Origin of the sequence: Paenibacillus silvestris (genome assembly GCF_009882985.1) — a bacterium.
In the GTDB taxonomy this organism is placed as follows: domain Bacteria; phylum Bacillota; class Bacilli; order Paenibacillales; family NBRC-103111; genus Paenibacillus_E; species Paenibacillus_E silvestris.
The window spans coordinates 15117-36875 of sequence record NZ_WTUZ01000015.1 but is presented as its reverse complement, the minus strand read 5'-3'; the positions used below and the strand labels follow the sequence as shown (position 1 = coordinate 36875).

Sequence of the window (21759 nt, the reverse complement as noted above, 5' to 3'; positions counted from 1 at the left end):
TAAGAATAGATAAGAGCCCCTCCTAGGGACTCTCATTCGCCTTGTCTGCCATTTATTTCTCTTCAAGAACATGTACGTTCAAACTTGCTGTAACCTCGCTGTGCAGCTTCACAGGGACCTTCGTTACGCCTAGCGTACGAATGGGCTCTTCGAGGACGATTTTGCGTTTATCAATTACGACTTTGTACTGCTTCTCCAGTACCTCTGCGATTTGCTTGCTTGGAATTGCACCGAACAATCGGCCGCCTTCGCCAGCTTTCGCCTTAATTTGAACCGTCATTTCACTCAGCTTCTCACCTAACGTTTTTGCATCAGCTTTCTCTTGATCCTTTTTGCGCTGTTCCGCTTTCTTCTGATTATCCAGCACCTTCACTGTGCCTGTTGTCGCGGGAGCCGCAAGCCCCTGAGCAATTAGGAAATTTTGTGCGTAGCCCTCGGATACTTCTTTTACTTCACCTTTTTTGCCTTGGCCCTTAACATCTTTTAGTAAAATGACTTTCATTCGAAAAGTCCCTCCTCTTCCTGCATTTCATCGAGTACTTTCTTCAAACGGTTCGTTGCTTCCTCTAATGTCGTGCCATCCAGCTGAGTAGCTGCATTGGTCAAATGACCGCCGCCACCTAGACGTTCCATCACGAGTTGGACGTTCATCTGCCCCAGCGATCTGGCGCTGATGCCGATCAAGCCGTCCGGCCGTTCAGCGATGACAAAGGATGCCATTATATTAGTCATATTCAACAATGTATCAGCAACTTGCGCAATCATCAACTGAGAATATTTGCGATTAGGCTCAGCAACTGCCAAAGCGATGTGCTCGTGGATCGTTTCTGTATGCTTAATCACTTCAGCTCGCTCGATGTAAGAATCGAGATCTTCCTTCAGCAAACGTTGAATCAGCGCGGAATCAGCGCCATTGCGTCGTAAATACGAAGCGGCCTCGAAGGTTCTCGCCCCTGTTCGAAGGCTGAAGCTCTTCGTATCGACCACGATGCCCGCCAGCAAAGTCGTAGCCTCCAGCACTTCCATCGTCAGCTTCTCATTGATGTATTGCAGCAGCTCGGTCACCAGTTCGCATGTAGAGGACGCATAAGGCTCCATATAGACGAGTGTCGCATCGTTGATGAACTCCTCGCTGCGACGATGGTGATCCACCACAACGACTCTGTGCGTCTGCTGGAGCAGCTTAGGCTCCGCTACCATGGAAGCTTTGTGTGTATCCAGCACTACAGCCAAGGTACGCTGCGTTGTAATCTGCATCGCCTGTTCCGGCGTTATGAACCAGCGGTGCAGCCGCTCATCAGCCGCAATCGTCTCCATCACCTTCTGGATCGATGGATTCACACCCTCAAGCACGATGTAGCCTTCCTTGCCAACCACTTGCACAGCCTTCAATATGCCGATCGATGCGCCGATACAGTCCATGTCCGGAAAGCGGTGACCCATGATAATCACTTTATCGCTATCCTTCATCAAATCCCTTAATGCATGCGAAATGACCCTGGCTCTAACCCGTGTACGCTTCTCAACCGCATTCGTTCTTCCGCCATAAAAGCTCAGTCTTTGGCCCACTTTCACCGTCACCTGATCACCGCCGCGGCCTAAGGACATATCCAGCCCCATCTGCGCCATCTGACCAAGTTCCGTTAACTGCTCAGCACCAGATGCAATCCCGATGCTTAGCGTCAGCGGCAGCTTGTTCTCTATCGTCAAATCCCGTACATCGTCGAGAATTTCAAATCGCGTTTGCTCTAATTGGCGAAGCGCTTTCTGATCCATCAGAATCAGGAAACGATCTGAGGACGTCCGGCGCAGGTAAAGCTGATTCTTCTGAGCCCATTCGGTAATCTCACCCGTCACCTTAGCGAGCATTATGCTGCGCGTCTGATCATCAAGACCTTGCGTAGACTCCTCCAAATTATCCATCATGACGATACCGATCGCCGTTTTCTCATCTTCGTACTTTCTTGCCAAATTCGCATGCTCCGTGATTTCCCGGAAATATAGCAGTCTTTCTTCGGGCCGAATCGTTACTTGATAAATAGACTTCCCGATGGTGAGATCGACTTTTTCACCTTTATCCTTCCGGTTCTTCAGGTCTGGCAAATATTCGTACAGTGACTCGCCAATGACGGAATCCTGACCCAGCATTTTCGCCACAAATGGGTTGTGCCATTCGATGCGCTTCTCTTCATTATATAAAATAATTCCGATAGGAAGGCCGCTCATCACTTCATTACCGGCTTTTTTGACCCTATGCGTAATGGTTCCGACGTACATATTCAGCTCTTTGCGAAAAGCTGTTTCCGCTTGGAGCGTGAAGTACGCGAGAACTCCGCAGACTAAGAAGGCCGTAATGCCCAGCCACCATTTGAACATATAAATCGTAGCTGACATGATGATGAGCAGAACGAAAATCCACACGATGTGTTGACCGTGCCACCGCTTTAAAAGGAACTTCGGCATTCGAACTAGCTCCTAATCCTATAAATTTTTCTTAAACCGTTCACGGATTGGAAACGCAACATCAAATACCCCTAGTAAGCTGTAAACGATAAAGAGTGGAGGCATGAAACAAAGGATAATGATCGCAACGATTGGCAGAATCGGTTTCCACTTGTTCGCGTGAGCAACAAAGAATAGGAAGCAGATCGCCTGAATGGCAAACGCCAGCATCAGCAGTGGCATCGCATTCATCATTAGCGTCGGAATTAGTGAATTGGAAGCTGGATTCATGAATAGATCGAGCACGAACACGACCAAATAAATCCATACCAGCGATTTCTGCAGCATCCATTCCCGCATCGGACGCAGACCCGGAATGCCTTCTCCCGTTTTGTTGAGCAACCAGCGGCTAATGCCGTGTGTTACAAAGGTGTAGAACAACGCGACAAAGATCAGATATAGCGGTATCACTTGCACAATGAAATTGACATACCAGTCCTGGTCCTTCGGCAGAACATCCCGAATACCCGGTGGCATACTTGCAATGCTGTCTATCATAAAATTCTTGAACTTCGCTACCGGATCGAATCCGAGCGAATAGCCGATAAGCAGACTTAGCAGCGACTCCGCCAGAATCGTAATAATTCCTGCTGTGAGTACCGTCCTAGCGGCGGCTTTACGTTTATATAAATTACCCATGACCAGTACCGGTGGTAAAAAGAACAGCGATACGGACATGAGGGAGATCCCATGCCACTGGGTAAGCAAATAAACGACGAGCAAGCTGATTACATAGCTGATGACGAAACGTTTGGTGCTTGATTTAACATACAACATTAATACAGGAATCATGAGAAAACTGAATGTGAAAATAATAAAAGGCGTCATGAGAGATAGCAATGAAAGGATCGTCACCGCACTCCAAATGATGCTTTGCCAACTTCGATTCCCCAACCGGGCTCACCTCTTACGTAAATGTTCTTCGAGCGATGAAATGTCGCCGTACCAGTCCTCAAGTTGATGGCCCTCTTGGCGGTGCTTCTTCATTTTCTCTACAATGGCTTCGTCCAAATCGCGATAAGAAATACCCAGTCTTCTCCCCAAAATATAGCCGCTTGAGATTAAACTGGCTAATCCATCTACAATTTTGACATGGCTGCCTTCCCATATACCTTTAAGCAGATGCGCTACGTGATCTACGACTTCTGTCTTGAGCCACTCAATGACTTTGGCCCGTCTGGCTAGGTCTACTTCCTTTTCCCTATTCAGCAACCGTCATCTCTCCTCATCCTACCAAAGACTATAACGTTAATTATACCACAAAATAGGGGGAGAAAAGAAAGCCACTGATGAGCGGCGCAATCTCTCCTTGCACATCGACTTTTCGGCATACAAAAAAGACAGCCGTATAAACAGCTGCCTTCTAAGTAAACCCTATTCCGTTGTGTAAGGCAACAACGCGATTGTACGGGAACGCTTGATAGCGATCGTCAATGCACGTTGGTACTTAGCGGAAGTACCAGTAACACGTCTAGGAAGGATCTTCCCGCGCTCACTGATGAACTTTTTAAGAGTTTCAATGTCTTTATAGTCAATGTGCTTGATTTTGTTAACTGTGAAGTAACAAACTTTACGACGTTTGCCTTTACCGCCTTTGCCACGAGGAGCAAATTTGCGGTCGCCGCGATCTTCACTATTGTTATCTCTTTTTTGGAAAGCCATTAGTTTGTTCAGTCCTTTCTACTTTAGAATGGCAAGTCATCATCGGAAATATCGATCGGTTTTCCGTCATCAATGAAAGGATCCTGCTGCTCGCGTGACCCACCGCCACGATTGCCACTACCGCTTCCGCCGCCGTAGCTAGCGTTAGAGTTAGATGATCCGCCTTCTTCACGACTTCCGGCACTATTATTAGACTCAAGGAAACGCACATTATCAGCAATAACTTCGGTTACGTAAACACGTTTGCCCTCGTTATTATCATAATTCCGTACTTGAATTCTTCCTTCCACAGCTGTCAAACGACCTTTACGCAAATAGTTCGCGCATGTTTCGGCAAGCTGCCTCCACGTGACGATATTGATAAAGTCCGCTTCCCGTTCTTTCGAACCTCCACTTGTGAAAGGGCGGTCTACTGCAAGAGTAAACTGCGTAACAGCTACACCGGCTGGCGTATAGCGAAGCTCTGGATCTTTGGTCAATCTACCGATAAGAATAACACGGTTCAACATCGGACATTCCCCCTGACGAAAATACTGGCATGCATATTAAGCTACGTCGTTTGTGATTAAGTGACGGATAACTTCATCCGTAATCTTAAGTACGCGATCAAGTTCTGTTACAACAGCAGGTTCTGCGTTGAAGTGTACAAGCACGTAGTGCCCGTCACGGAACTTATTGATCTCATACGCAAGACGGCGTTTGCCCATCAGGTCATGTTTGGAGACTTCGCCTCCACCGTTCGTGATGATGCCTTGAAACTTTTCTACTGTAGACTGAACAACTTCTTGCTCAATGTCAGTACGAATGATGTACATCATTTCATATTTGCGCATGTATTTCACCTCCTTTTGGACTAAGCGGCTCCTATTCAAGCTTGTTCACACAAGCGATGGAGCAAGGAGCGAGGATTCTTATTCAAAACTCGCACCTGAATACTATAGCAAATTGAGCGTAAGATTACAAGTCTTTCTCTCAAGGATGAACATGGCATTCCCTTTCATACATGCTTCCCCTTCAAGAGGGTAATCTAAACCTGATTGAAAATCTTTCGATGAGGTGATCAATATGGGTGAATGGACACAATTCAATGAAGGCGATCATGTACCTAACGACGGCGTTTACATCGAGATGGGTGAGAATGCTGTTCACATGGGGATTGAAAACCCGAAAATAGTCACGTTAAGAAAAGGAGACAGATTCCCGGCCAACAGCAACCATAATCGGAAATGGCATCGCAAAAAGCCTTAACTAGGAGAAATTCACCATGAAAACATCCACGTTTACTTGGCTGTTTACCTTCATTGGTGCAGCCCTCTGTTTAGGTCATTATTTATTTCACGATCATGATGCCTTTTACATGATCTTCTACGCGCTAAGCGTACCGGCTTGGTTTGCATCCACATTCACGGACATCTATGAGATCTCCATGTTTCGGATGCTCATCATCTATGTATTGACGATCGCGACATGGGCGCTTGTCGGCTATGTCATTGACCGATTCTCGGTCAGCTACAGAAACCGCAATGGGAGCTATTAGCGGCTGAAAGAATGGAAAAGCTGGCCCCTAGGTGAGGTAATTTTCGTTTACCTGCTTAGGACCAGCTCTTTTACACGATAAATCTATATCCAGATCCCCAAACTGTCCCAATATACTGGGGTTTCGATGGGGTTTCTTCGATTTTCTCTCTGATTCTAGCAATATGAACTGTCACGGTTGAAGAATCACTCATCGCATCTAAGCCCCAGATCCGCTCAAAAAGCTCTTCCTTGCCAAATACCCGATTGGCATTCTGCAGTAGAAATAGAAGCAAGTCAAATTCTTTTTGCGCCAAAACGACTTCATTTCCGTTCACAAAGACGCGCCTGGCTTCCTTCTGAACTTCCAGTCCTCTAATTTGAATCGTGCTTCCTTCATTCCCTTTTCCGAATCGTTCTTTCATCCGCTGGAACTTTTTCAAATGAGCCCCTACTCGCGCAACCAGCTCACCAGAGCTGAAAGGCTTGGTAATATAATCGTCTGCCCCGAGGCCAAGACCATTAATCTTGTAGATTTCCTCTGCTCTCGCCGACACTAGAAGAACGGGAATATCGTCATGTTCACGCACTTTCTTCAATACCTCAAACCCATCTATATCTGGCAGCATAATATCTAATATAATCAGCTCGAAATCTGTTTCCTTTAGGGTTTTCAAACCCGCTGATCCGCTGTTCACCATCGTAACCGAGTATCCGCTGAGCTCAAGATAATCCCGCTGGAGATTGGCGATACTTTGGTCATCCTCAATAATCAGAATTTTCTTCATCATAACCTCCAAACATCCTAGAATTTCTTCAGAGATATCATTATCTGAGTACCCTCTCCTACGGCACTTTTCGCCCATATTTTCCCGTCATGCCCTTCTATAATCTGCTTCGCGATAGCAAGTCCTAATCCGCTGCCGCTTTTTCTTGAAGGGTCCACCTGATAAAATCGATCAAATATATGGGGAAGTTTATTCTCGGGTATCCCTTTTCCATTGTCCTTAATTTCTATGATCGCAGACGTTCTTGTTTCCCTGAGGATAATTTCAATCCTGCCATCCGCTTTCTCTACATATGTCATCGCATTATCCAGAATGTTCTGCACGACCCTCTTTAATCTTTCACGATCAATTAAAACTTTGACTGGCTCAGTCAGTTCATTTATTAACACTAACGATAGGTTAGCCTTTTCGTATTCATATTTATGGTCTGCGACACAATCCTCAAAGTAGCTGGCCAGATCACTCTTTTCGAAATGATAAGGAAGTTGGTTCAAATCCAGCTTGGAGTATAAAAGCAGATCATCGATCATGGCGTTTACCAGAATAGCTTTGGATCGCGCCGTTTCCAGATACTCGTCCATTTTCTCAGGCGTTCTGGCTACCCCATCGATAATACCTTCAATGTACCCTTTAATGGATGTAACAGGCGTCTTTAAGTCATGGGATATGCTCGAAACCAAAAACTTTCGGTTATCATCATATTTTTCCTGCAAATAAACCGATTCCTTCAGCTTAATTCTCATGATCTCCAAGGTTCTGCATAGCTCGCGAACTTCTCCCTCGCCCTCTTCTGCAATCCCGTGGCTTAAATCACCTTCGCTGATTTTGTTTGCAACATCTTTGAGCCTGGAGATCGGCCGGATAATGCCGCGGGAGAATCGATACGAAACCCAGAAGTTCGTTAGCAAAAAAACAAAGGTGAAAACACAGACTGTAAATATACCGAGCATCATTAAAAAGTTCGTTTTCAGCTTTATAGGTGCAAGCAGCAGCAATACGCCGGCATCGCCAGTTGAAAGCTTATAATCTGCCCTAGCAATCATATATGTTTTACCGGCAAGTTCGATTTCATCTCGAGTGGTCTGACTGTCTGAGAGCATGAGGCTTCTCTCGATGTCGATCTTATTGAAATTTTGCGTAGCGTATACAACTTCTCGATTCCTCAGAATAATAGCACTCGCATCCAAAGCGTTAACTCGATTAGCAAGCTGTTGTTGATATTTCGTATCCAAAAGTTGCTCGAATTTGAGGGGCTGTGCTTCTCTTTTCATCTCATTGATCGCCGCTCGAACTTCGAACGCCTTTTGAAATTCCTTCGTGTCGGCTTCGCGGCCAAAAACCTTCGTATAAGCGGCAACAAAAATAATGACAGCTAGAACTGTCAAACCAATGGAGAGCAGCACAGCCAGCGCATTCATCGTGAAGAAACGTTTGGTTAAATGCATGTGTATCCCTTTCTATATATCCTTCCTGTCAAACAAATAATACCCTGTTGTAAATAACATCATACCACAGCCTGACATGATTAAAATCTGGCGGAATATTTTAAACACATTAATCGATTCCGATATCCATAACGTGTACCAATCAAACATCGAGGTAATGAAAAAACTGGAGTAAGATGAAAATACAATGCCTACGGAATTAAAAACGATAAACACAAGTATGGCTAGGAAAAATACAGCTAGTCCACCCTGAATCACATTGGATAATAGGACGACAATTAGCGCAAACACAAATACGGGGAAAAAGGTTAATCCATACGATAGAACTACCTTCATAATCCCTGCCACACTAGCTGACGATGGATTAAATATAAATCCTGCCAATAACGAAAGAATCATAACAAATAAGAGGTTGCCCGCAATAAATAAAGCTAAATTTAACACCTTCGCACTAAATACCCCAAATCGGGAGACGGGTCTTAAAAGTGTTATCTTCATTGTATTCGATGAGGATTCCCCGTTAAACATATCAATCGCCACAAAAATGGCAAACAGCGGCAAAAGCGTATAAGTTATAAACGATAGTACAACTATAGGAAATTCAACGCTTCCTACAACCCGTAAACCAAGCCCATGCTTGATTGTTGTTACAGCGATTTGTCCGACCAAAACAGCAAGAATGGACAAAATGACAGCTGCCATCATTTTTTTCTTTTTCAGCAGCTTCACGGATTCATTGATAAATGCGGCTTTAAACCCTTCCATTCCTGTCCACCTCACTAACAAAAAAGTTCTCAAGCGAAGAATAATACGAGAGTATATTTTGCGTATATTCAACGTTTACAAGCTTGCCCCCGTATATAATGCCTATTCTTGTACACGTCAGTTCCACATCATGAATCAAGTGGCTTGAGATGAAAAAGGTCGTGCCTTCCTGAGAAAGCTGTTTGATCAATTTCCTCATCTCCAGCATCCCTTCGACATCCAGCCCGTTTAGGGGCTCGTCCAAGATCAATAGCTTGGGTTTCGACAATATGGCAGCGGCTATGCCCAATCTTTGTTTCATCCCTAGTGAAAACTTCTGTGATTTCTCATTTTTATATTTCAACATGCCTGTGATTTCGAGACACTCATCGATTCTCTTCTGATCCACATGCGGATAAAATCTTGCAAATAATTTCAGGTTTTCGTTAGCTGTTAAATAAGGATACGACTCGGCTGTTTCAATCATACAACCAACATGCTTCATGGCATTCACATAGTCTTCAGAAATGCTGGATCCAAAAATTTTCACATCGCCACGGTCTGGCTTCATGAGTCCCGTTATCATTTTCATAGCCGTCGTCTTTCCTGCACCATTTGGCCCTAGAAATCCGAATACATCGCCTTGATCAACATCTAAGTTTAATTCTGCGATTCCCCGTCCATTTTTGAATGACTTGGTTAATCCGCTTATTTCAATCGCCTTGACTGTCAATTTCTATCATCTCCCCAAAAAATGCTCAGGAAGCCGCATTAGCAGCCTCCTGAACCTCTCTGTTCTATTCAAATATGCGGTTAAATTCTCCATCGTAATATGGTTTAGCTTCTGATTTGTACGAGTTTTTGTCAATGATCTCAAGATTCACTTGGAAATGAATCTTACCTGGAGCGCTTTGATAAATCGATCCGTTCTTCTCTTCACCTTTTGCATTTTTGTAAGTGAAAGTCGAGGAATTCGCTGGATCGTATACAAATTCAAAGTTATCTTTATCCGGATATTCGCTCTCATAACCCGAAACAACGGTTTCGGAGAATTTGCCTTTTACTTTATCGTTATCAACGCTTGTGATTTCAACCGTTCTCTCGCCAATCTTCACGAACTTGCCGTCTTTCTCCATGACGATATCATTTTTATATGCACCTACATACTTACTGCTAAATCCATTAGAGTAGCTAACCTTTTCGACTTTGGCGCCAGTTAGGTCAGGGATGGTGATTTTGGTGCTGCCAACCTCCGAAAGTTTAAAGATGACATTCAGGTTCAAGTCATGTTGAACGCCGTTCTTATCTTTTCCTGACAAGGTGATATCACCCGTTACATTCTCTAGGTAGCCAATTTTATTTTCTATAGCCGAACCTACCACCCTTTTCACAAAAACATCGCTTTCTATCACTGGTAAATCGGGCTCATTGTTCAACATCTGCTTGATGCCAAAGGAAGAAACAGCATTCAGAATGGCTGGCACCTGAGTTTCAGACAAGCTGCCTGAGTATACTTTTCCACCTTCGGGTCCTTCCTCTACTTGCACATAATCTTTCAGACCGCCAACCACAGCGTCAACGATCTTCTCGATTTCAGCTGCACCCTTCTCTTCGAACGGATTCTCGAAGTCGGCAGGATTACGGTTGTTTGCATTTGCTGGATATTCCATGACTTGATAAGTATTGTCCGGTCCATATTTATTAACTGATTTCGTTATGTCGGAATAATTGTATCTTGATGTTGTTTCGCCATTAGCTTCTTTCGTTGTTGTATTCTCTTCCTTCATTTGATTTTCAATATCTATCTTTTGCGAAGTTGAGCCTTGAAGTAACGTTTTGTCGTTGTCTTTCAACGTATACAACGCTTCAAGCGTATAGTTCTTCATATCCTTATCCATCATGCTTGCGGTCGTTTTCGCTGAACCTTTTAACCGATCATACCCTGATCCAAGCAGTGTATCGGCGAATGCCGTGGATACGAATAAGCATGCTCCAATCGTGAATGACAGTACGGTAACGGATTTTTTGCTAAGTTTCATCTCTTTTCTCCTTTAAACACATTTTACGGGAAACGTTTCCTTAGTACTTATTGTAATATAACCTTATTGAATCCATCTAAATGGAATATTAACAAAGTATAAACTATTTTCAGTCCTACATTTCCCTTTCCGTATAGCTTACTTTATCTTATAATTTACTATATCTACCAATCCTACAATGAGGTGAGCTTTCTTGGACGAAAATAAGGATAGACAGCACGGGGTTGTACCTACTGAATTGAATGCTCCACCTAAAGCACCTTCCTCTTTAAGCCGCAGAAAACTGCTATCATCCCTCGGTGCTGCCGGACTTGCCTTGGCAGCAGGTGACTTGTTCGCAGGCAGTTCTCCTGCACACGCAGCTGCTTCATCTTCTCTTATTTATAATGTGAAGGACTTTGGGGCTCGTGGCAACAGTCGCTTCGATGAGGATGATGCACCTTATATTCAAAGCGCTCTTGATGCGGCCGCGATCTCCGGCGGAATTGTATATATCCCACCAGGGATGTACTCCCTCAAACTTCCGCTTCGTGTGAAGTCCAACGTAACCATCATGGGAGCCGGTAATAATAGCATCCTTCGATCATCTGTCAACAAGTTCGGTCTCATTAGCATAACCGCTGCTCAACATGTACATATTCAAAACCTTTCCCTTCAGGGATTAGGATCTTATGGGGGGGCTTCTGTCCCAATTGTAGAGTGTGGAATTGCATTGATTCAAGCAACGGACATTCGAATTACAGATTGTACGTTTTCAATGATTGACAATGGGATCAAAACGGAAGATTCTAGCCGTGTTACTGTGGAGAACTGTAATTTCGACTCATTGATCGGAGCGCTGGATTACGATACACAAGGGTTCGGTATCTGGGGCAGCAATGCTGTTGACCACCAACTGGTGCATAATCATTTTACGATGTTATTTCAAACTTGTATCACTCTAACCAATGGCAGCCGCAATTGTTATATCGCCCGTAATCGCATGCACAAGTGCTTTCAATCCGGGATTGACCTCCTTGCAAAACCAAAAGAAAAACCTTGTTCGCTCAATACCATCTCGGGCAATCTCATTGAATCCTTCTCGAATTCAAGCGACAAAGTGGGATATGCATTCGGTATCCGCCTCAAAGGAAATTGCGTATCTAATCACATTACGAACAATTTGATAAGTGATATTGACGACATTGGCATTCAGCTCACCGGAAGACCTGAAGATAAATCAGACCGTCCGCACGGAAATCTGATCTCGAACAATCAGCTTCTTAATATTGGTAATACGGGTATAGAGCTCGTTAATGCCTACGATAACCAGATTGGGCAGAATGCAATTCGCGATATCAAAGCTGATGGTATTCGGATTGCTTCCGAAGGAAAAGAAAGCGGCTCTTATTCAGATAATAACCATCTATCTGGCAACAGCCTTATTCGCTGCAGCAAAGCTCCGATTCGGATTGCTGACGCGAACTGCCGCGAGACAATCCTCTTAGGCAATATAGGCTCAGGCAATGGCGATAAAGTGATAGACAAAGGTACGAGTACTAATACTTCCTCTTTATAGAAAAAAGCCGTGCAGCATAGCTGTACGGCTTTCTTTATTTCTGATATACCCTCTTCTCGGAAATCTTCCCATCTGCAAAAAATACGATTTGCACAAAATAGCCTGGTTGATTTGAAAGAGCAAAATCATATGTTTTCTTCCCATTTTCCTCTTTCACCAACTTGCCTTTTGCTCCTGTCTGTTTCACCAAATCATCATAGGTGCTTGTCATGCTTATCTTATCAGCTTGCTCCTTCGTAATCTGGGGAAGCGGCTCATCCTTTGTCGTATCCTTACCACCAGTCGCTGGTGTCGCTGTGGCGTTTGTTCCACCGTTTGTCCCACTTGTAGCTCCAGGCGTTGCTGAAGCCCCTGTGGAAGGCGCTACGGTAGCTCCTGCTGTTGGGCTAGGCGATGCACCCTCTTCGTTCTTTTTAGCACATCCTGTGGCAACTACAGCTATTACCAGAAATATCATCAACCAACTTTTCATTACGCTTGCCTCCTTCTTCTTGCCAAAACATAGATATGAACTTATTTTGCTTTCCTTTTAGCCTTTTTATCCCTCTACGACTACAGTTAGAAGATAGCCAAATTGGTGAAAGCAAAAGAGCCTTCTACGCCCTTATAGACGTAAAAAGCTCTTAAAATGTTTCACGTGGAACTTTCAAATAAAAAAGCCTCCTGCAAATGCAGGAGACTCTCAATCCTTAGCTGCTAACAGCTTGTACGGAAAGAGTGGGATTCGAACCCACGCACGCCTCGCGACGCCTAGCTGATTTCGAGTCAGCCCCCTTGGGCCTCTTGGGTACCTTTCCAAAACGCGAGAACAGGATTTAGTATATCAAAAAATCCTTACTCTCGCAAGTGCTTTTCTCCATCATTTTTATGAGGATTCTTCCTCGTTCTCTGCGTTCGATCGAAGCACCTTTTTCAGCTTACTTTCGAACTTCGTTCTTGGTACTAGAACACTGTGTTTACAACCCACACATTTAATTCTAATATCCATCCCCATCCGTATGATTTCCATTTCATTGGTGCCACACGGATGGGGCTTTTTCATTTGCACAATATCGCCAAGTTGATACTGCTTTTTCTCCATACGTCCGCAACCGCCTTTTCAACTACATCGTTTCAATTTGCACACTATCGAGTCTCTTCTTAATTTCTATGTTCAAAAGTCTCGTAACATTAAATTGTCGGGTTGGTTTGCACTCTGCAATTATTCGAATTTTCAAGTCCGTCGTACCTACAACCTGAACGCCAAGCACCTCAGGCTCCTTCACAATATCCTCTGTAAGGTCTTGCACATGCTTGACTGTTTCTTTGAGAATTTGCGTTGCATCATCAATATCCATGTGATGTGGAATCGTCACATCGACAACGGCCAGAGAATTGTACGTAGAAAAATTGGTAACCTGTTTAATATTTCCGTTCGGAATGATATGAACTTCGCCCGTCCAACTTTTGAGCCTAGTGACTCGAATACCAATCTCTTCAACAGTCCCTTTGAACGAATCAATTTGAATGACATCCCCGACGCCAAACTGATCCTCAAAAATGATGAAGAAACCTGTAATAACATCTTTCACCAAACTCTGAGCTCCGAAACCTATCGCTAGTCCGAGCACACCTGCCCCAGCGAGCAAAGGCCCAAGATTTAAACCTACTTGTCCAAGGATCAACATAATACAGATGAGATTCACCGTATAGGCTATTAAATTATGTATAAGGCTTCCTATCGTATTCGTTCTACGTCTATCAAATTTTAGTGGTGACTTATCTCTAGCAGCTATCATATGAGCAATCGTTTTATCTGCTATTTTGATACATATTCTAGCAACAATATAAATAAGGATAATTTTTACGATAATCCAAAATAGTGAGGCTAGCATTTCAGGCTTCGATAGATGTTCTCGAATCCAGTTCATCAAATCCGTGAAATACTTCGTAATAAAGGCCACGGTTTAGACCTCCTTTTTTTCATTCCATGGTAACATATTTATCTTCTTTTTTAAAATAGATGCCTCTAATTTCTACGTTCTCTGATTCAATAATCTCTTGAACTTGTACTAGATTTTCTCCTGGGAATTCAATAGAAAGGGCACAGCCAGCTGTAATTTCTTTCGGAGTAGGTCTGATGTCGATTTCTATATCCGCATACTCTAGCAACATTTCGGCGCGCAGGGCTTGCTGCGTAGAATCGAACGCTAACAACATAACGGAAATATTCAAGGAAAATCCCTCCTCTCCTACGTATAAATGTCTCTATCTATCCATATACTAGTAAAAAAAGAAGAAGTACTTTGGAGGGATATGATGAAATTCCAAATTGGTTTCGACGGAATGAAAGACACGGAACTGACCCCACTCAAAATTCAGCACACAGACGCCGATACCCCTTTTCTTCTCTCTAAGCATTTACAATCCATTTTCAGCAAGCTACCAAACTATCAACCTATCGTTGTCATCTGTGTAGGAACTGACCGTTCTACAGGAGATTCCCTTGGTCCGTTAGTTGGCTCTCATTTGAACCGTACGACCAATCTTCGTAACCTCCACTTATTCGGTACATTAGATGAACCTGTCCATGCCATGAACTTATCTGAAACTGTTGATAAAATTCAACGACAATTCGATAACCCTTTCATCGTTGCCGTAGATGCTTGTTTGGGCCAAGTATCCAGCGTCGGGTGTATTCAAGTGGCTGATGGCCCGCTTAAGCCAGGTGCTGGCGTTAACAAAGATTTACCTCCCGTTGGCAATATTCATGTGACTGGGATCGTCAACGTTGGCGGATTCATGGAATATTTCGTTCTGCAAAATACACGACTCAGCCTCGTTATGAACATGGCTAACGTTATTGGGGATGCACTCCACTCTGCTTTACGTCGAACGCAGGCTTACACGCCAAGTGCTAAGACGGCTTTACAGATTGATTAATAGCCTCTTTCTCTTCTGGACTTAACGTGTAGGTAGATTGTCCATTTTGAATCGGTTTCGCATACAAGTACATTTGCTCTCTGCTATGTATTCCAGTTAAAACCACACCATCTTGGAAATCATCCAATATGGCAATCGTGAAGCTCAGGTTACTGCCTCCATCATTGAAGGCGTTATATCGGTGAATCGCTACTTTGGACTTCATCTTTGTTAAGGATTGGCGAATTGTATCAACCTGGGCTGACGTCATTGCTGACTCGGCCTTTTGCCCGTTGATTGCTTCCTGCATGTCAATAAGGAGTTGCTCCATATTATCTGACCTTGTTCCATTCATCATTTGTGTGTATCGTTTACGCAAAGATGATAATTTAACCGAAAGAATGATAACGAAAATAAACAAAACTACGATTAATGCCAGAATAGCTAATACGACAAGATTGCCATTCAGTCCGAACAGTTCCCCCATGGTTGATCCCTCTTTCTACTTAGCATACTGCGATTGGATCTCTTTCACGGCATAAATAAGAGCATCCACTTCTTCATCCGTTGTAAAATAACCTATACTTGATCTTACTGCTCCCTTGGCTAAAGTGCCTGCCGATTCATGGGCAAGCGGCGTACAATGATAGCCGGATCGTACAGCGATTTGAAAAGATTGATCCAAGATAAATGCGACTTCCGATGAATCCGCGTTATTGATATTAAAGGAAACAATCCCTGTTTTATTTTGTCCAAGAGCTGGCCCAAGAATCGTGACCCCTTCAATTCCCAGTAACCCTTCCATCAGCATTTGCGTTTGACGCCACTCTTTTGCGTGGATCTTCTCAATCGTTTCCGCCATGACGAATTTTACGCCTTCGTTTAACCCAGCAATCCCTACCGTGTTTTGGGTTCCTGCTTCATAACGATCAGGCCTTACCGTTGGTTGATGAATTGCCTCTGATTGACTACCTGTTCCACCGTGCATAAACGGCTCCAAATCAATATCAGGATGGATGTATAGCCCACCTGTTCCTTGAGGCCCTAGGAGCCCCTTGTGGCCCGGGAACGCCAACATATCAATATGCATACCTCCTACGTGAATGGGGAGTATACCAGCGCTCTGAGCTGCGTCTACAAGCAGCTTAGCCCCATGTGCACGGCATATCTCACCGATCTCAGCAATCGGCATAATGGTTCCTAATAAGTTAGAACTATGATTGACAACAACGAGTGATGTATTAGTTTGTAATGCCTTTTTGAAATCCTCGAGTTGAATATTTCCCTCTTCATCGTTACGAATATAGGTAAGTTCTACTCCAGCCGTAGCTTTCAAATGCTCCAATGGTCTGCGTACGGAGTTATGTTCAATATTTGTGCAGATAACGTGATCACCAGGTTTTACAAATCCTTTGATTGCTTGGTTCAGCGCATGTGTCGTATTTAGTGCAAATGACAGATCATTCGGGTTTTTAATCCCAAATAAGCGAGCTAAGTTTTTCCTGGTTTCAAACAAAACACGGCTTGCTTTCACTGCCATCTGATGGCTTCCCCGCCCTGGGTTAGCTGCATAATCTTGCATGCAAATCATCATCGCATCCATGACTGCCGGTGGCTTTGGCCAAGATGAAGCTGCTTGATCAAAATACATGACATCCTTCATAGTATCACCCTCTCCTACCGATTCGGAATTCCACTCATAAATATAGCATACCTTAGTTTGATCTTTCTGCTCGAAAGAAAACCATCGGTATGCTATCTAATTTTAAGAGATTTTACCTTGAAGCAATTCTAGCAGACGATTCAAGTCATCTTTTGAATAATAGAGAAGTTCAATTTTGCCCTTATCCTGCTGACTCTTGATTTTCACCGTTGTCCGGTAAATATCTCTTAATTGATCCTCAGCTTGGTTAATGTAGGGATCTCTATTCTTTTCCTTTTGCTTCGATTTTTCTTTTTCCTGACCTTGGGGCTCTTCTAACATTTTCACTGCTTCTTCAAGTTCACGAACACTCCATTGTTTACTAATGGTTGTTTCAGCAAGCTCTTTCTTAATCTTGTCGTCTTTGACACCAACAATCGCTCTTGCGTGACCCATGGATAATGTTCCACGTGAAACATATTGTTTGATTGCTTCTGGCAATTGAAGAAGTCTAAGGAAGTTTGCGATGTGTGAACGGCTCTTTCCGACCTTTGCAGATAACTCTTCTTGCGTTAACGAGAACTGATCAATAATTCCCTGATAGGCAAAAGCAATCTCCATTGCGTTGAGATCCTCACGCTGAACATTCTCGATCAAAGCGATTTCCATGACCTGTTGGTCTGTGAAGTTTCTTTCGACTGCTGGAATCGTTGCAATTCCCGTAACCTGAGAAGCTCGGAATCTTCGCTCACCGGCAATGATTTCATACCCTTTAAGTACTTTACGAACGATAATAGGTTGAATGACACCATGTTCTCTAATCGAATCGGCTAACTCTTTTATACTATCTTCGTTAAAATGCTTTCTAGGTTGATACGGGTTAGCTCTCAATTGCGCTAAAGGGATCTGAACAACTTTATCGCTTTCATCAATATGTAGTGATGTTATTAAAGCATCCAGCCCTTTACCTAAACCTTTGTTTAGGCCTTTGGTCATATCGAGATCACTTCCTTCGCAAGCTCTAAATACACTTCCGCGCCTTTTGATCTAGGATCATAAGTAATAATCGATTGTCCATGACTGGGAGCTTCGCTTAAGCGAACATTCCGCGGGATAATCGTTTGATATACTTTTGTCTGGAAGTATTTCTTAACTTCCTCAATAACTTGAATGCCGAGGTTCGTTCTAGCATCAAACATCGTTAATAAAACACCTTCAATTTGAAGCCCTGTATTAAGATGCTTTTGGACCAAACGAACTGTATTAAGCAGCTGGCTTAATCCTTCAAGCGCATAGTATTCACATTGAATTGGAATAATGACAGAATCTGCAGCAGTCAAAGAATTAATCGTAAGAAGACCTAAGGATGGAGGACAATCAATAAGGATATAATCATACATATGTTTAACAAGTTGCAAAGACTTCTTCAAACGTACTTCCCTTGAGATTGTTGGAACAAGTTCAATCTCAGCTCCTGCTAGTTGAATTGTCGCAGGTACAATTTTAAGATTTGGAACGTTCGTATCCACTGTTGCATCTTTGGGGTGAACATCGTTAATAAGCACATCATAGATGCAATTCACGACATCAGCCTTGTTAATTCCGATACCACTAGTCGTATTCCCCTGTGGATCGATGTCAACTAGAAGCACTCTCTTCCCTAGTGAAGCTAAGGAAGCACCCAAATTCACAGAAGTCGTCGTCTTGCCGACGCCACCCTTCTGATTCGTTATTGCTATAATTTTAGACAAAACCATTTCACCTCAATCGCTTATGTTCCAAATGCCCTACTAAAGCAGTATATCTATCTTAACATATCTATCATCCAGTTACCTTATCTATATTTGATAGTTTTATCTCATAAGATGCAAAAAAACGGCTTGCGCCGTTTAAGGTAGCAATAAATGCTCATTTATTTTTAGGAATCTTAATTATAATTTCGTAGTGATCTTCATGATCCTTCTCAGACGTGTTAATATTCAAACCTGAACTTGTAACCATTTCAACGGATTGGCGAATGGTGTTTAAAGCTAATCGAACATCTTTGGAGAAAGATACACGACGTGACTTTTTAATCTTGGTTGCTTCCTTTAAAAAGTTAATCTTAATCTCTGTTTGCTTAACGTTCAGCTCTTTGGCAATGACCTCATCAAGAATCTTCACTTGCATCTCTTCTTGATCCAAAGAAAGCAAAGCTCTGGCGTGACGTTCAGTGATCTTCCGCTCCATCAATGCCATCTTAACCGGTTCACTTAGATTTAATAAGCGGATCTTATTCGCAATCGTTGACTGGCTCTTGCCTAGACGTTGAGCTAGACTCTCTTGCGTCAAATCGTGCATCTCAATCAACTGTTGGTAAGCAGCAGCTTCTTCGATAGCTGTCAATCCTTCACGCTGTAGATTCTCAATAAGAGCAATGGATGCAGCTTGAGAATCATTGAAATCTCTCACGATTGCAGGGATTGTATCAAGACCTAGCTTCTTAACCGCTCTTAACCGTCGTTCTCCGGCAATGAGCTCGAATGTATTGTTTTTGACTCTGACAACGATTGGCTGAATGACACCATGCGTTCGAATCGTTTGGCACAATTCATCAATACGATCATCATCAAATAAGGTTCTAGGTTGATATGGACTTGGAATAATAGTATTAACTGGTATGTTTTTGACCTCATCCGTCGACGAACGATCAGCAAGTCCAAATAGCTTTGAAATTTGTTCTTTCATAGGAAACCCTACCACCAACTCTTCCCGTAGTTTAAGCGACCATTACGATCCAAAGATAGACGACCTCTTCGTCCTACAGAACGAAAACGCTTGTCAAATATACGGCGAAGTATGACAAGTGCAATCACATAAACTCACTACAAATAGAATAGATTCTTACTATTATATATTCTTCATCGAGGCTAGATTTCCTGCTTATAGCAATTGTGAAACTTAAATGAATAATGTTTCACGTGGAACATTCTTAATGCTTTACTAGCGGCTCTTTCAGCGGAATTCCAGCTTTTCTAGGATATTTAGCCGGTGTTGCAGCGAGCTTTTGAATTTCTACAAAATGCCTCAACGACTCCTCTATTGGTAGCTGCATCTTAAGAACTTTAACAACTTTCCCCTTCAGTTCAGATAAACTATATGATGACTCGCTAAGTTCCTCTTCAATCTCTGAACCTTTCATGGCAATGAACGTGCCATCCTTCTTCGCAAAAGGAAGACAAAACTCATTCAACACTTGAAGTCTTGCAACAGCTCTAGCTGTAACGAGGTCAAATTGATCACGGTATTTAGGTAATCTAGCAATATCCTCTGCCCTACCATGAACACATTCTGTATCCGTTAAACATAGTTGTGAAACAAGTTCTTTTAAAAATAAGATACGTTTATTAAGAGAATCAATGATCGTAACTTTCAAGTGAGGAAAAGCAATTTTCAAAGGGATACTTGGAAACCCCGCACCTGAGCCAATGTCTGCAATCGTAGAGACATTGCTCATATCGTAATTGAAAGAAACAGAAAGAGAGTCATAGAAATGTTTTACGTATACCTGCTCTCTCTCTGTAATACCTGTTAAATTCATTTTCTCATTCCACTCTACAAGTGTCTTAAAATACAACTCGAATTGTTCCAATTGTAGAGTTGAAAGAGTTATCTGTTTTTCTTCTAAAAGCTGAACAAATTGTTGTTGAATAGCATCCATATGTTACCCTCTAGCCGCCGTGACTCTGTTATAGTGTTCCAAATAAACAAGAAGGATAGAAATATCGGATGGTGTAACACCCGCGATACGTGATGCTTGACCAATCGAGATCGGACGGATTTTAGCAAGCTTTTGCTTAGCTTCCGTTGCAATCCCATGAATTTCGCTATATTCAATGTCATCCGGAATCTTTTTCTTTTCCATTTTACGCAAACGCTCTACTTGATTACTTTGTTTCTCAATGTAACCCGCATATTTTACTTGAATCTCAACCTGTTCCTTCATTTCATCATCCAGCTCGAGTGGTGAAGGCGACATTTGCTCAATGTGCTTATACTCAATTTCAGGGCGACGAAGAAGTCCAATCGCTGGGACCGAATTATTCAAAATCACACTGTTCAAGCTTTCCAGAAGCTGTTGAACATGCGGTTCGGGTCTAATTTTATCCGTATTCAGACGTTCAATTTCTTGGTCCACTAAAGCTTTCTTCTTCAAAAACGTTTCGTAACGCTCCTCGGAAATTAACCCAATATCGTGACCAATTGGCGTTAGACGTAGGTCCGCATTATCATGGCGAAGCAATAAACGATATTCAGCACGAGACGTTAATAGACGATATGGTTCATTCGTCCCTTTAGTTACTAGATCATCAATAAGAACACCGATATATCCTTCAGACCGATCCAAAACAACCGCTTCTTTGCCTTGAACCTTACGAGCCGCGTTAATCCCAGCCATAACACCCTGGCCAGCTGCTTCCTCATATCCAGAGGTGCCGTTAATTTGTCCAGCCGTAAACAACCCGTTAACAAGCTTCGTCTCCAAAGATGGCTTCAATTGTGTAGGAACAACCGCATCATACTCAATGGCATAACCTGTACGCATCATTTCTACTTTTTCAAGACCAGGAATTGAGCGCAGAATACCTAATTGTACATCCTCCGGCATACTTGTAGATAAACCTTGTACATAGTACTCGGATGTATTACGGCCTTCCGGCTCGAGGAAAATTTGGTGTTTAGGCTTATCTGCAAAACGAACGATTTTATCTTCAATAGATGGGCAATATCTTGGCCCAGTACCTTCGATCGCCCCTGAAAACATTGGAGCACGGTGCAGATTAGAGCTAATAATATTATGCGTTTCTTCAGATGTATACGTTAACCAACAAGGCAGCTGTTCATTAGGAGAACCTGATTTAGTTTCAAAGGAGAAAAACTTAGGCTCATCATCGCCAGGTTGAATTTCCGTTTTGCTAAAATC

At 43.0% G+C, this 21759-nt stretch carries 27 protein-coding genes and 1 tRNA gene; 4 read left to right on the top strand and 24 right to left on the bottom strand.

All coding sequences use genetic code 11. The features are described from left to right. Positions 1-52: 52 nt before the first annotated feature. The 7 genes from rplI to rpsF form a co-directional block, all read right to left on the bottom strand. Positions 53-502 carry a 50S ribosomal protein L9 gene (gene rplI / locus GQF01_RS11430; RefSeq protein WP_161406891.1) on the bottom strand — a complete coding sequence of 150 codons (450 nt, stop codon included), beginning with the start codon at positions 500-502 and terminating at the stop codon, positions 53-55. Then, positions 499-2463 (bottom strand): DHH family phosphoesterase, encoded by a 1965-nt coding sequence (locus tag GQF01_RS11425; RefSeq protein ID WP_161406890.1) that lies wholly within the window; start codon positions 2461-2463, stop codon positions 499-501. Before GQF01_RS11425 ends, rplI begins: the two co-directional genes overlap by 4 nt. An 18-nt stretch (positions 2464-2481) precedes the next feature. Continuing rightward, a complete protein-coding gene (locus GQF01_RS11420) occupies positions 2482-3396 on the bottom strand; it encodes a DUF2232 domain-containing protein (RefSeq protein ID WP_161406889.1) in 915 nt (304 codons plus the stop codon). A 6-nt stretch (positions 3397-3402) separates the two neighbouring features. Then, positions 3403-3714, bottom strand: coding sequence for a MazG-like family protein (locus GQF01_RS11415; RefSeq protein ID WP_161406888.1), 312 nt, complete (start codon positions 3712-3714; stop codon positions 3403-3405). 162 nt (positions 3715-3876) lie between these two features. Then, positions 3877-4164 carry a 30S ribosomal protein S18 gene (gene rpsR, locus GQF01_RS11410; protein ID WP_029196139.1) on the bottom strand — a complete coding sequence of 96 codons (288 nt, stop codon included), beginning with the start codon at positions 4162-4164 and terminating at the stop codon, positions 3877-3879. A gap of 23 nt (positions 4165-4187) precedes the next feature. Further along, on the bottom strand, positions 4188-4673 hold the full coding sequence (ssb, locus tag GQF01_RS11405; protein WP_079415827.1) for a single-stranded DNA-binding protein: 486 nt from the start codon (positions 4671-4673) through the stop codon (positions 4188-4190). Positions 4674-4709: 36 nt separating this feature from the next. Further along, positions 4710-4997 (bottom strand): 30S ribosomal protein S6, encoded by a 288-nt coding sequence (gene rpsF / locus GQF01_RS11400; protein ID WP_145665445.1) that lies wholly within the window; start codon positions 4995-4997, stop codon positions 4710-4712. 232 nt (positions 4998-5229) lie between these two features. Here rpsF and GQF01_RS11395 point away from each other — a divergent pair, with 232 nt between their 5' ends. Further along, a complete protein-coding gene (locus tag GQF01_RS11395; protein WP_145665448.1) occupies positions 5230-5412 on the top strand; it encodes a YjzC family protein in 183 nt (60 codons plus the stop codon). Positions 5413-5428: 16 nt separating this feature from the next. Then, positions 5429-5701 (top strand): hypothetical protein, encoded by a 273-nt coding sequence (locus GQF01_RS11390; RefSeq protein ID WP_161406887.1) that lies wholly within the window; start codon positions 5429-5431, stop codon positions 5699-5701. A gap of 70 nt (positions 5702-5771) precedes the next feature. Here GQF01_RS11390 and GQF01_RS11385 read toward each other — a convergent pair whose 3' ends face one another. From GQF01_RS11385 to GQF01_RS11365, 5 genes are all read right to left on the bottom strand, one after another. Next, the gene (locus tag GQF01_RS11385) at positions 5772-6467 is read right to left on the bottom strand and encodes a response regulator transcription factor (protein WP_161407148.1); all 696 of its coding nucleotides are present in this window, start codon (positions 6465-6467) and stop codon (positions 5772-5774) included. A gap of 17 nt (positions 6468-6484) precedes the next feature. Next, the gene (locus GQF01_RS11380) at positions 6485-7912 is read right to left on the bottom strand and encodes a sensor histidine kinase (protein WP_161406886.1); all 1428 of its coding nucleotides are present in this window, start codon (positions 7910-7912) and stop codon (positions 6485-6487) included. 12 nt (positions 7913-7924) lie between these two features. Further along, the gene (locus tag GQF01_RS11375; protein WP_161406885.1) at positions 7925-8677 is read right to left on the bottom strand and encodes an ABC transporter permease; all 753 of its coding nucleotides are present in this window, start codon (positions 8675-8677) and stop codon (positions 7925-7927) included. After that, complete coding sequence (locus tag GQF01_RS11370; protein ID WP_161406884.1) at positions 8664-9389, bottom strand: ABC transporter ATP-binding protein; 726 nt, start codon at positions 9387-9389, stop codon at positions 8664-8666. The genes GQF01_RS11375 and GQF01_RS11370 overlap by 14 nt, the downstream gene beginning before the upstream one ends. Positions 9390-9453: 64 nt before the next feature. Then, the gene (locus GQF01_RS11365; RefSeq protein ID WP_161406883.1) at positions 9454-10695 is read right to left on the bottom strand and encodes a hypothetical protein; all 1242 of its coding nucleotides are present in this window, start codon (positions 10693-10695) and stop codon (positions 9454-9456) included. Positions 10696-10888: 193 nt separating this feature from the next. Between GQF01_RS11365 and GQF01_RS11360 the strand changes: the two genes are divergently transcribed. Then, positions 10889-12253, top strand: coding sequence for a right-handed parallel beta-helix repeat-containing protein (locus GQF01_RS11360; RefSeq protein ID WP_161406882.1), 1365 nt, complete (start codon positions 10889-10891; stop codon positions 12251-12253). 34 nt (positions 12254-12287) lie between these two features. On the opposite strand, the gene GQF01_RS11355 is transcribed toward GQF01_RS11360, so the two are convergent. The 5 genes from GQF01_RS11355 to GQF01_RS11335 form a co-directional block, all read right to left on the bottom strand. Next, positions 12288-12725 (bottom strand): hypothetical protein, encoded by a 438-nt coding sequence (locus tag GQF01_RS11355; RefSeq protein ID WP_161406881.1) that lies wholly within the window; start codon positions 12723-12725, stop codon positions 12288-12290. 237 nt (positions 12726-12962) lie between these two features. Continuing rightward, positions 12963-13050, bottom strand: a tRNA-Ser gene (locus GQF01_RS11350). Between the two features lie 68 nt (positions 13051-13118). Continuing rightward, positions 13119-13334 carry a DUF951 domain-containing protein gene (locus GQF01_RS11345; RefSeq protein ID WP_161406880.1) on the bottom strand — a complete coding sequence of 72 codons (216 nt, stop codon included), beginning with the start codon at positions 13332-13334 and terminating at the stop codon, positions 13119-13121. 22 nt (positions 13335-13356) lie between these two features. Continuing rightward, positions 13357-14196 carry a mechanosensitive ion channel family protein gene (locus GQF01_RS11340; RefSeq protein WP_328803441.1) on the bottom strand — a complete coding sequence of 280 codons (840 nt, stop codon included), beginning with the start codon at positions 14194-14196 and terminating at the stop codon, positions 13357-13359. A gap of 19 nt (positions 14197-14215) precedes the next feature. Beyond that, complete coding sequence (locus GQF01_RS11335; protein WP_127454124.1) at positions 14216-14452, bottom strand: DUF3343 domain-containing protein; 237 nt, start codon at positions 14450-14452, stop codon at positions 14216-14218. 99 nt (positions 14453-14551) lie between these two features. Here GQF01_RS11335 and yyaC point away from each other — a divergent pair, with 99 nt between their 5' ends. Continuing rightward, positions 14552-15175, top strand: coding sequence for a spore protease YyaC (gene yyaC / locus GQF01_RS11330; RefSeq protein ID WP_235959437.1), 624 nt, complete (start codon positions 14552-14554; stop codon positions 15173-15175). Here the strand turns inward: yyaC and GQF01_RS11325 are convergent. The 7 genes from GQF01_RS11325 to mnmG form a co-directional block, all read right to left on the bottom strand. Beyond that, a complete protein-coding gene (locus tag GQF01_RS11325; protein ID WP_161406879.1) occupies positions 15150-15641 on the bottom strand; it encodes a DUF4446 family protein in 492 nt (163 codons plus the stop codon). The two genes, yyaC and GQF01_RS11325, sit on opposite strands and share 26 nt — an antisense overlap. Before the next feature lie 15 nt (positions 15642-15656). Next, positions 15657-16817, bottom strand: coding sequence for an aminotransferase class V-fold PLP-dependent enzyme (locus GQF01_RS11320; protein ID WP_161406878.1), 1161 nt, complete (start codon positions 16815-16817; stop codon positions 15657-15659). A 102-nt stretch (positions 16818-16919) separates the two neighbouring features. Then, on the bottom strand, positions 16920-17792 hold the full coding sequence (locus GQF01_RS11315) for a ParB/RepB/Spo0J family partition protein (protein ID WP_161406877.1): 873 nt from the start codon (positions 17790-17792) through the stop codon (positions 16920-16922). Then, a complete protein-coding gene (locus tag GQF01_RS11310) occupies positions 17789-18547 on the bottom strand; it encodes a ParA family protein (protein WP_161406876.1) in 759 nt (252 codons plus the stop codon). Before GQF01_RS11310 ends, GQF01_RS11315 begins: the two co-directional genes overlap by 4 nt. A 157-nt stretch (positions 18548-18704) precedes the next feature. Beyond that, complete coding sequence (gene noc / locus GQF01_RS11305) at positions 18705-19523, bottom strand: nucleoid occlusion protein (RefSeq protein WP_161406875.1); 819 nt, start codon at positions 19521-19523, stop codon at positions 18705-18707. Positions 19524-19767: 244 nt separating this feature from the next. After that, entirely contained in the window at positions 19768-20496 is a 729-nt protein-coding gene (rsmG, locus tag GQF01_RS11300) for a 16S rRNA (guanine(527)-N(7))-methyltransferase RsmG (protein ID WP_161406874.1), read from the bottom strand. Between the two features lie 3 nt (positions 20497-20499). Further along, positions 20500-21759, bottom strand: a 1260-nt coding sequence (gene mnmG, locus GQF01_RS11295; protein ID WP_235959434.1) for a tRNA uridine-5-carboxymethylaminomethyl(34) synthesis enzyme MnmG, incomplete at its 5' end; no start/stop codon positions are given.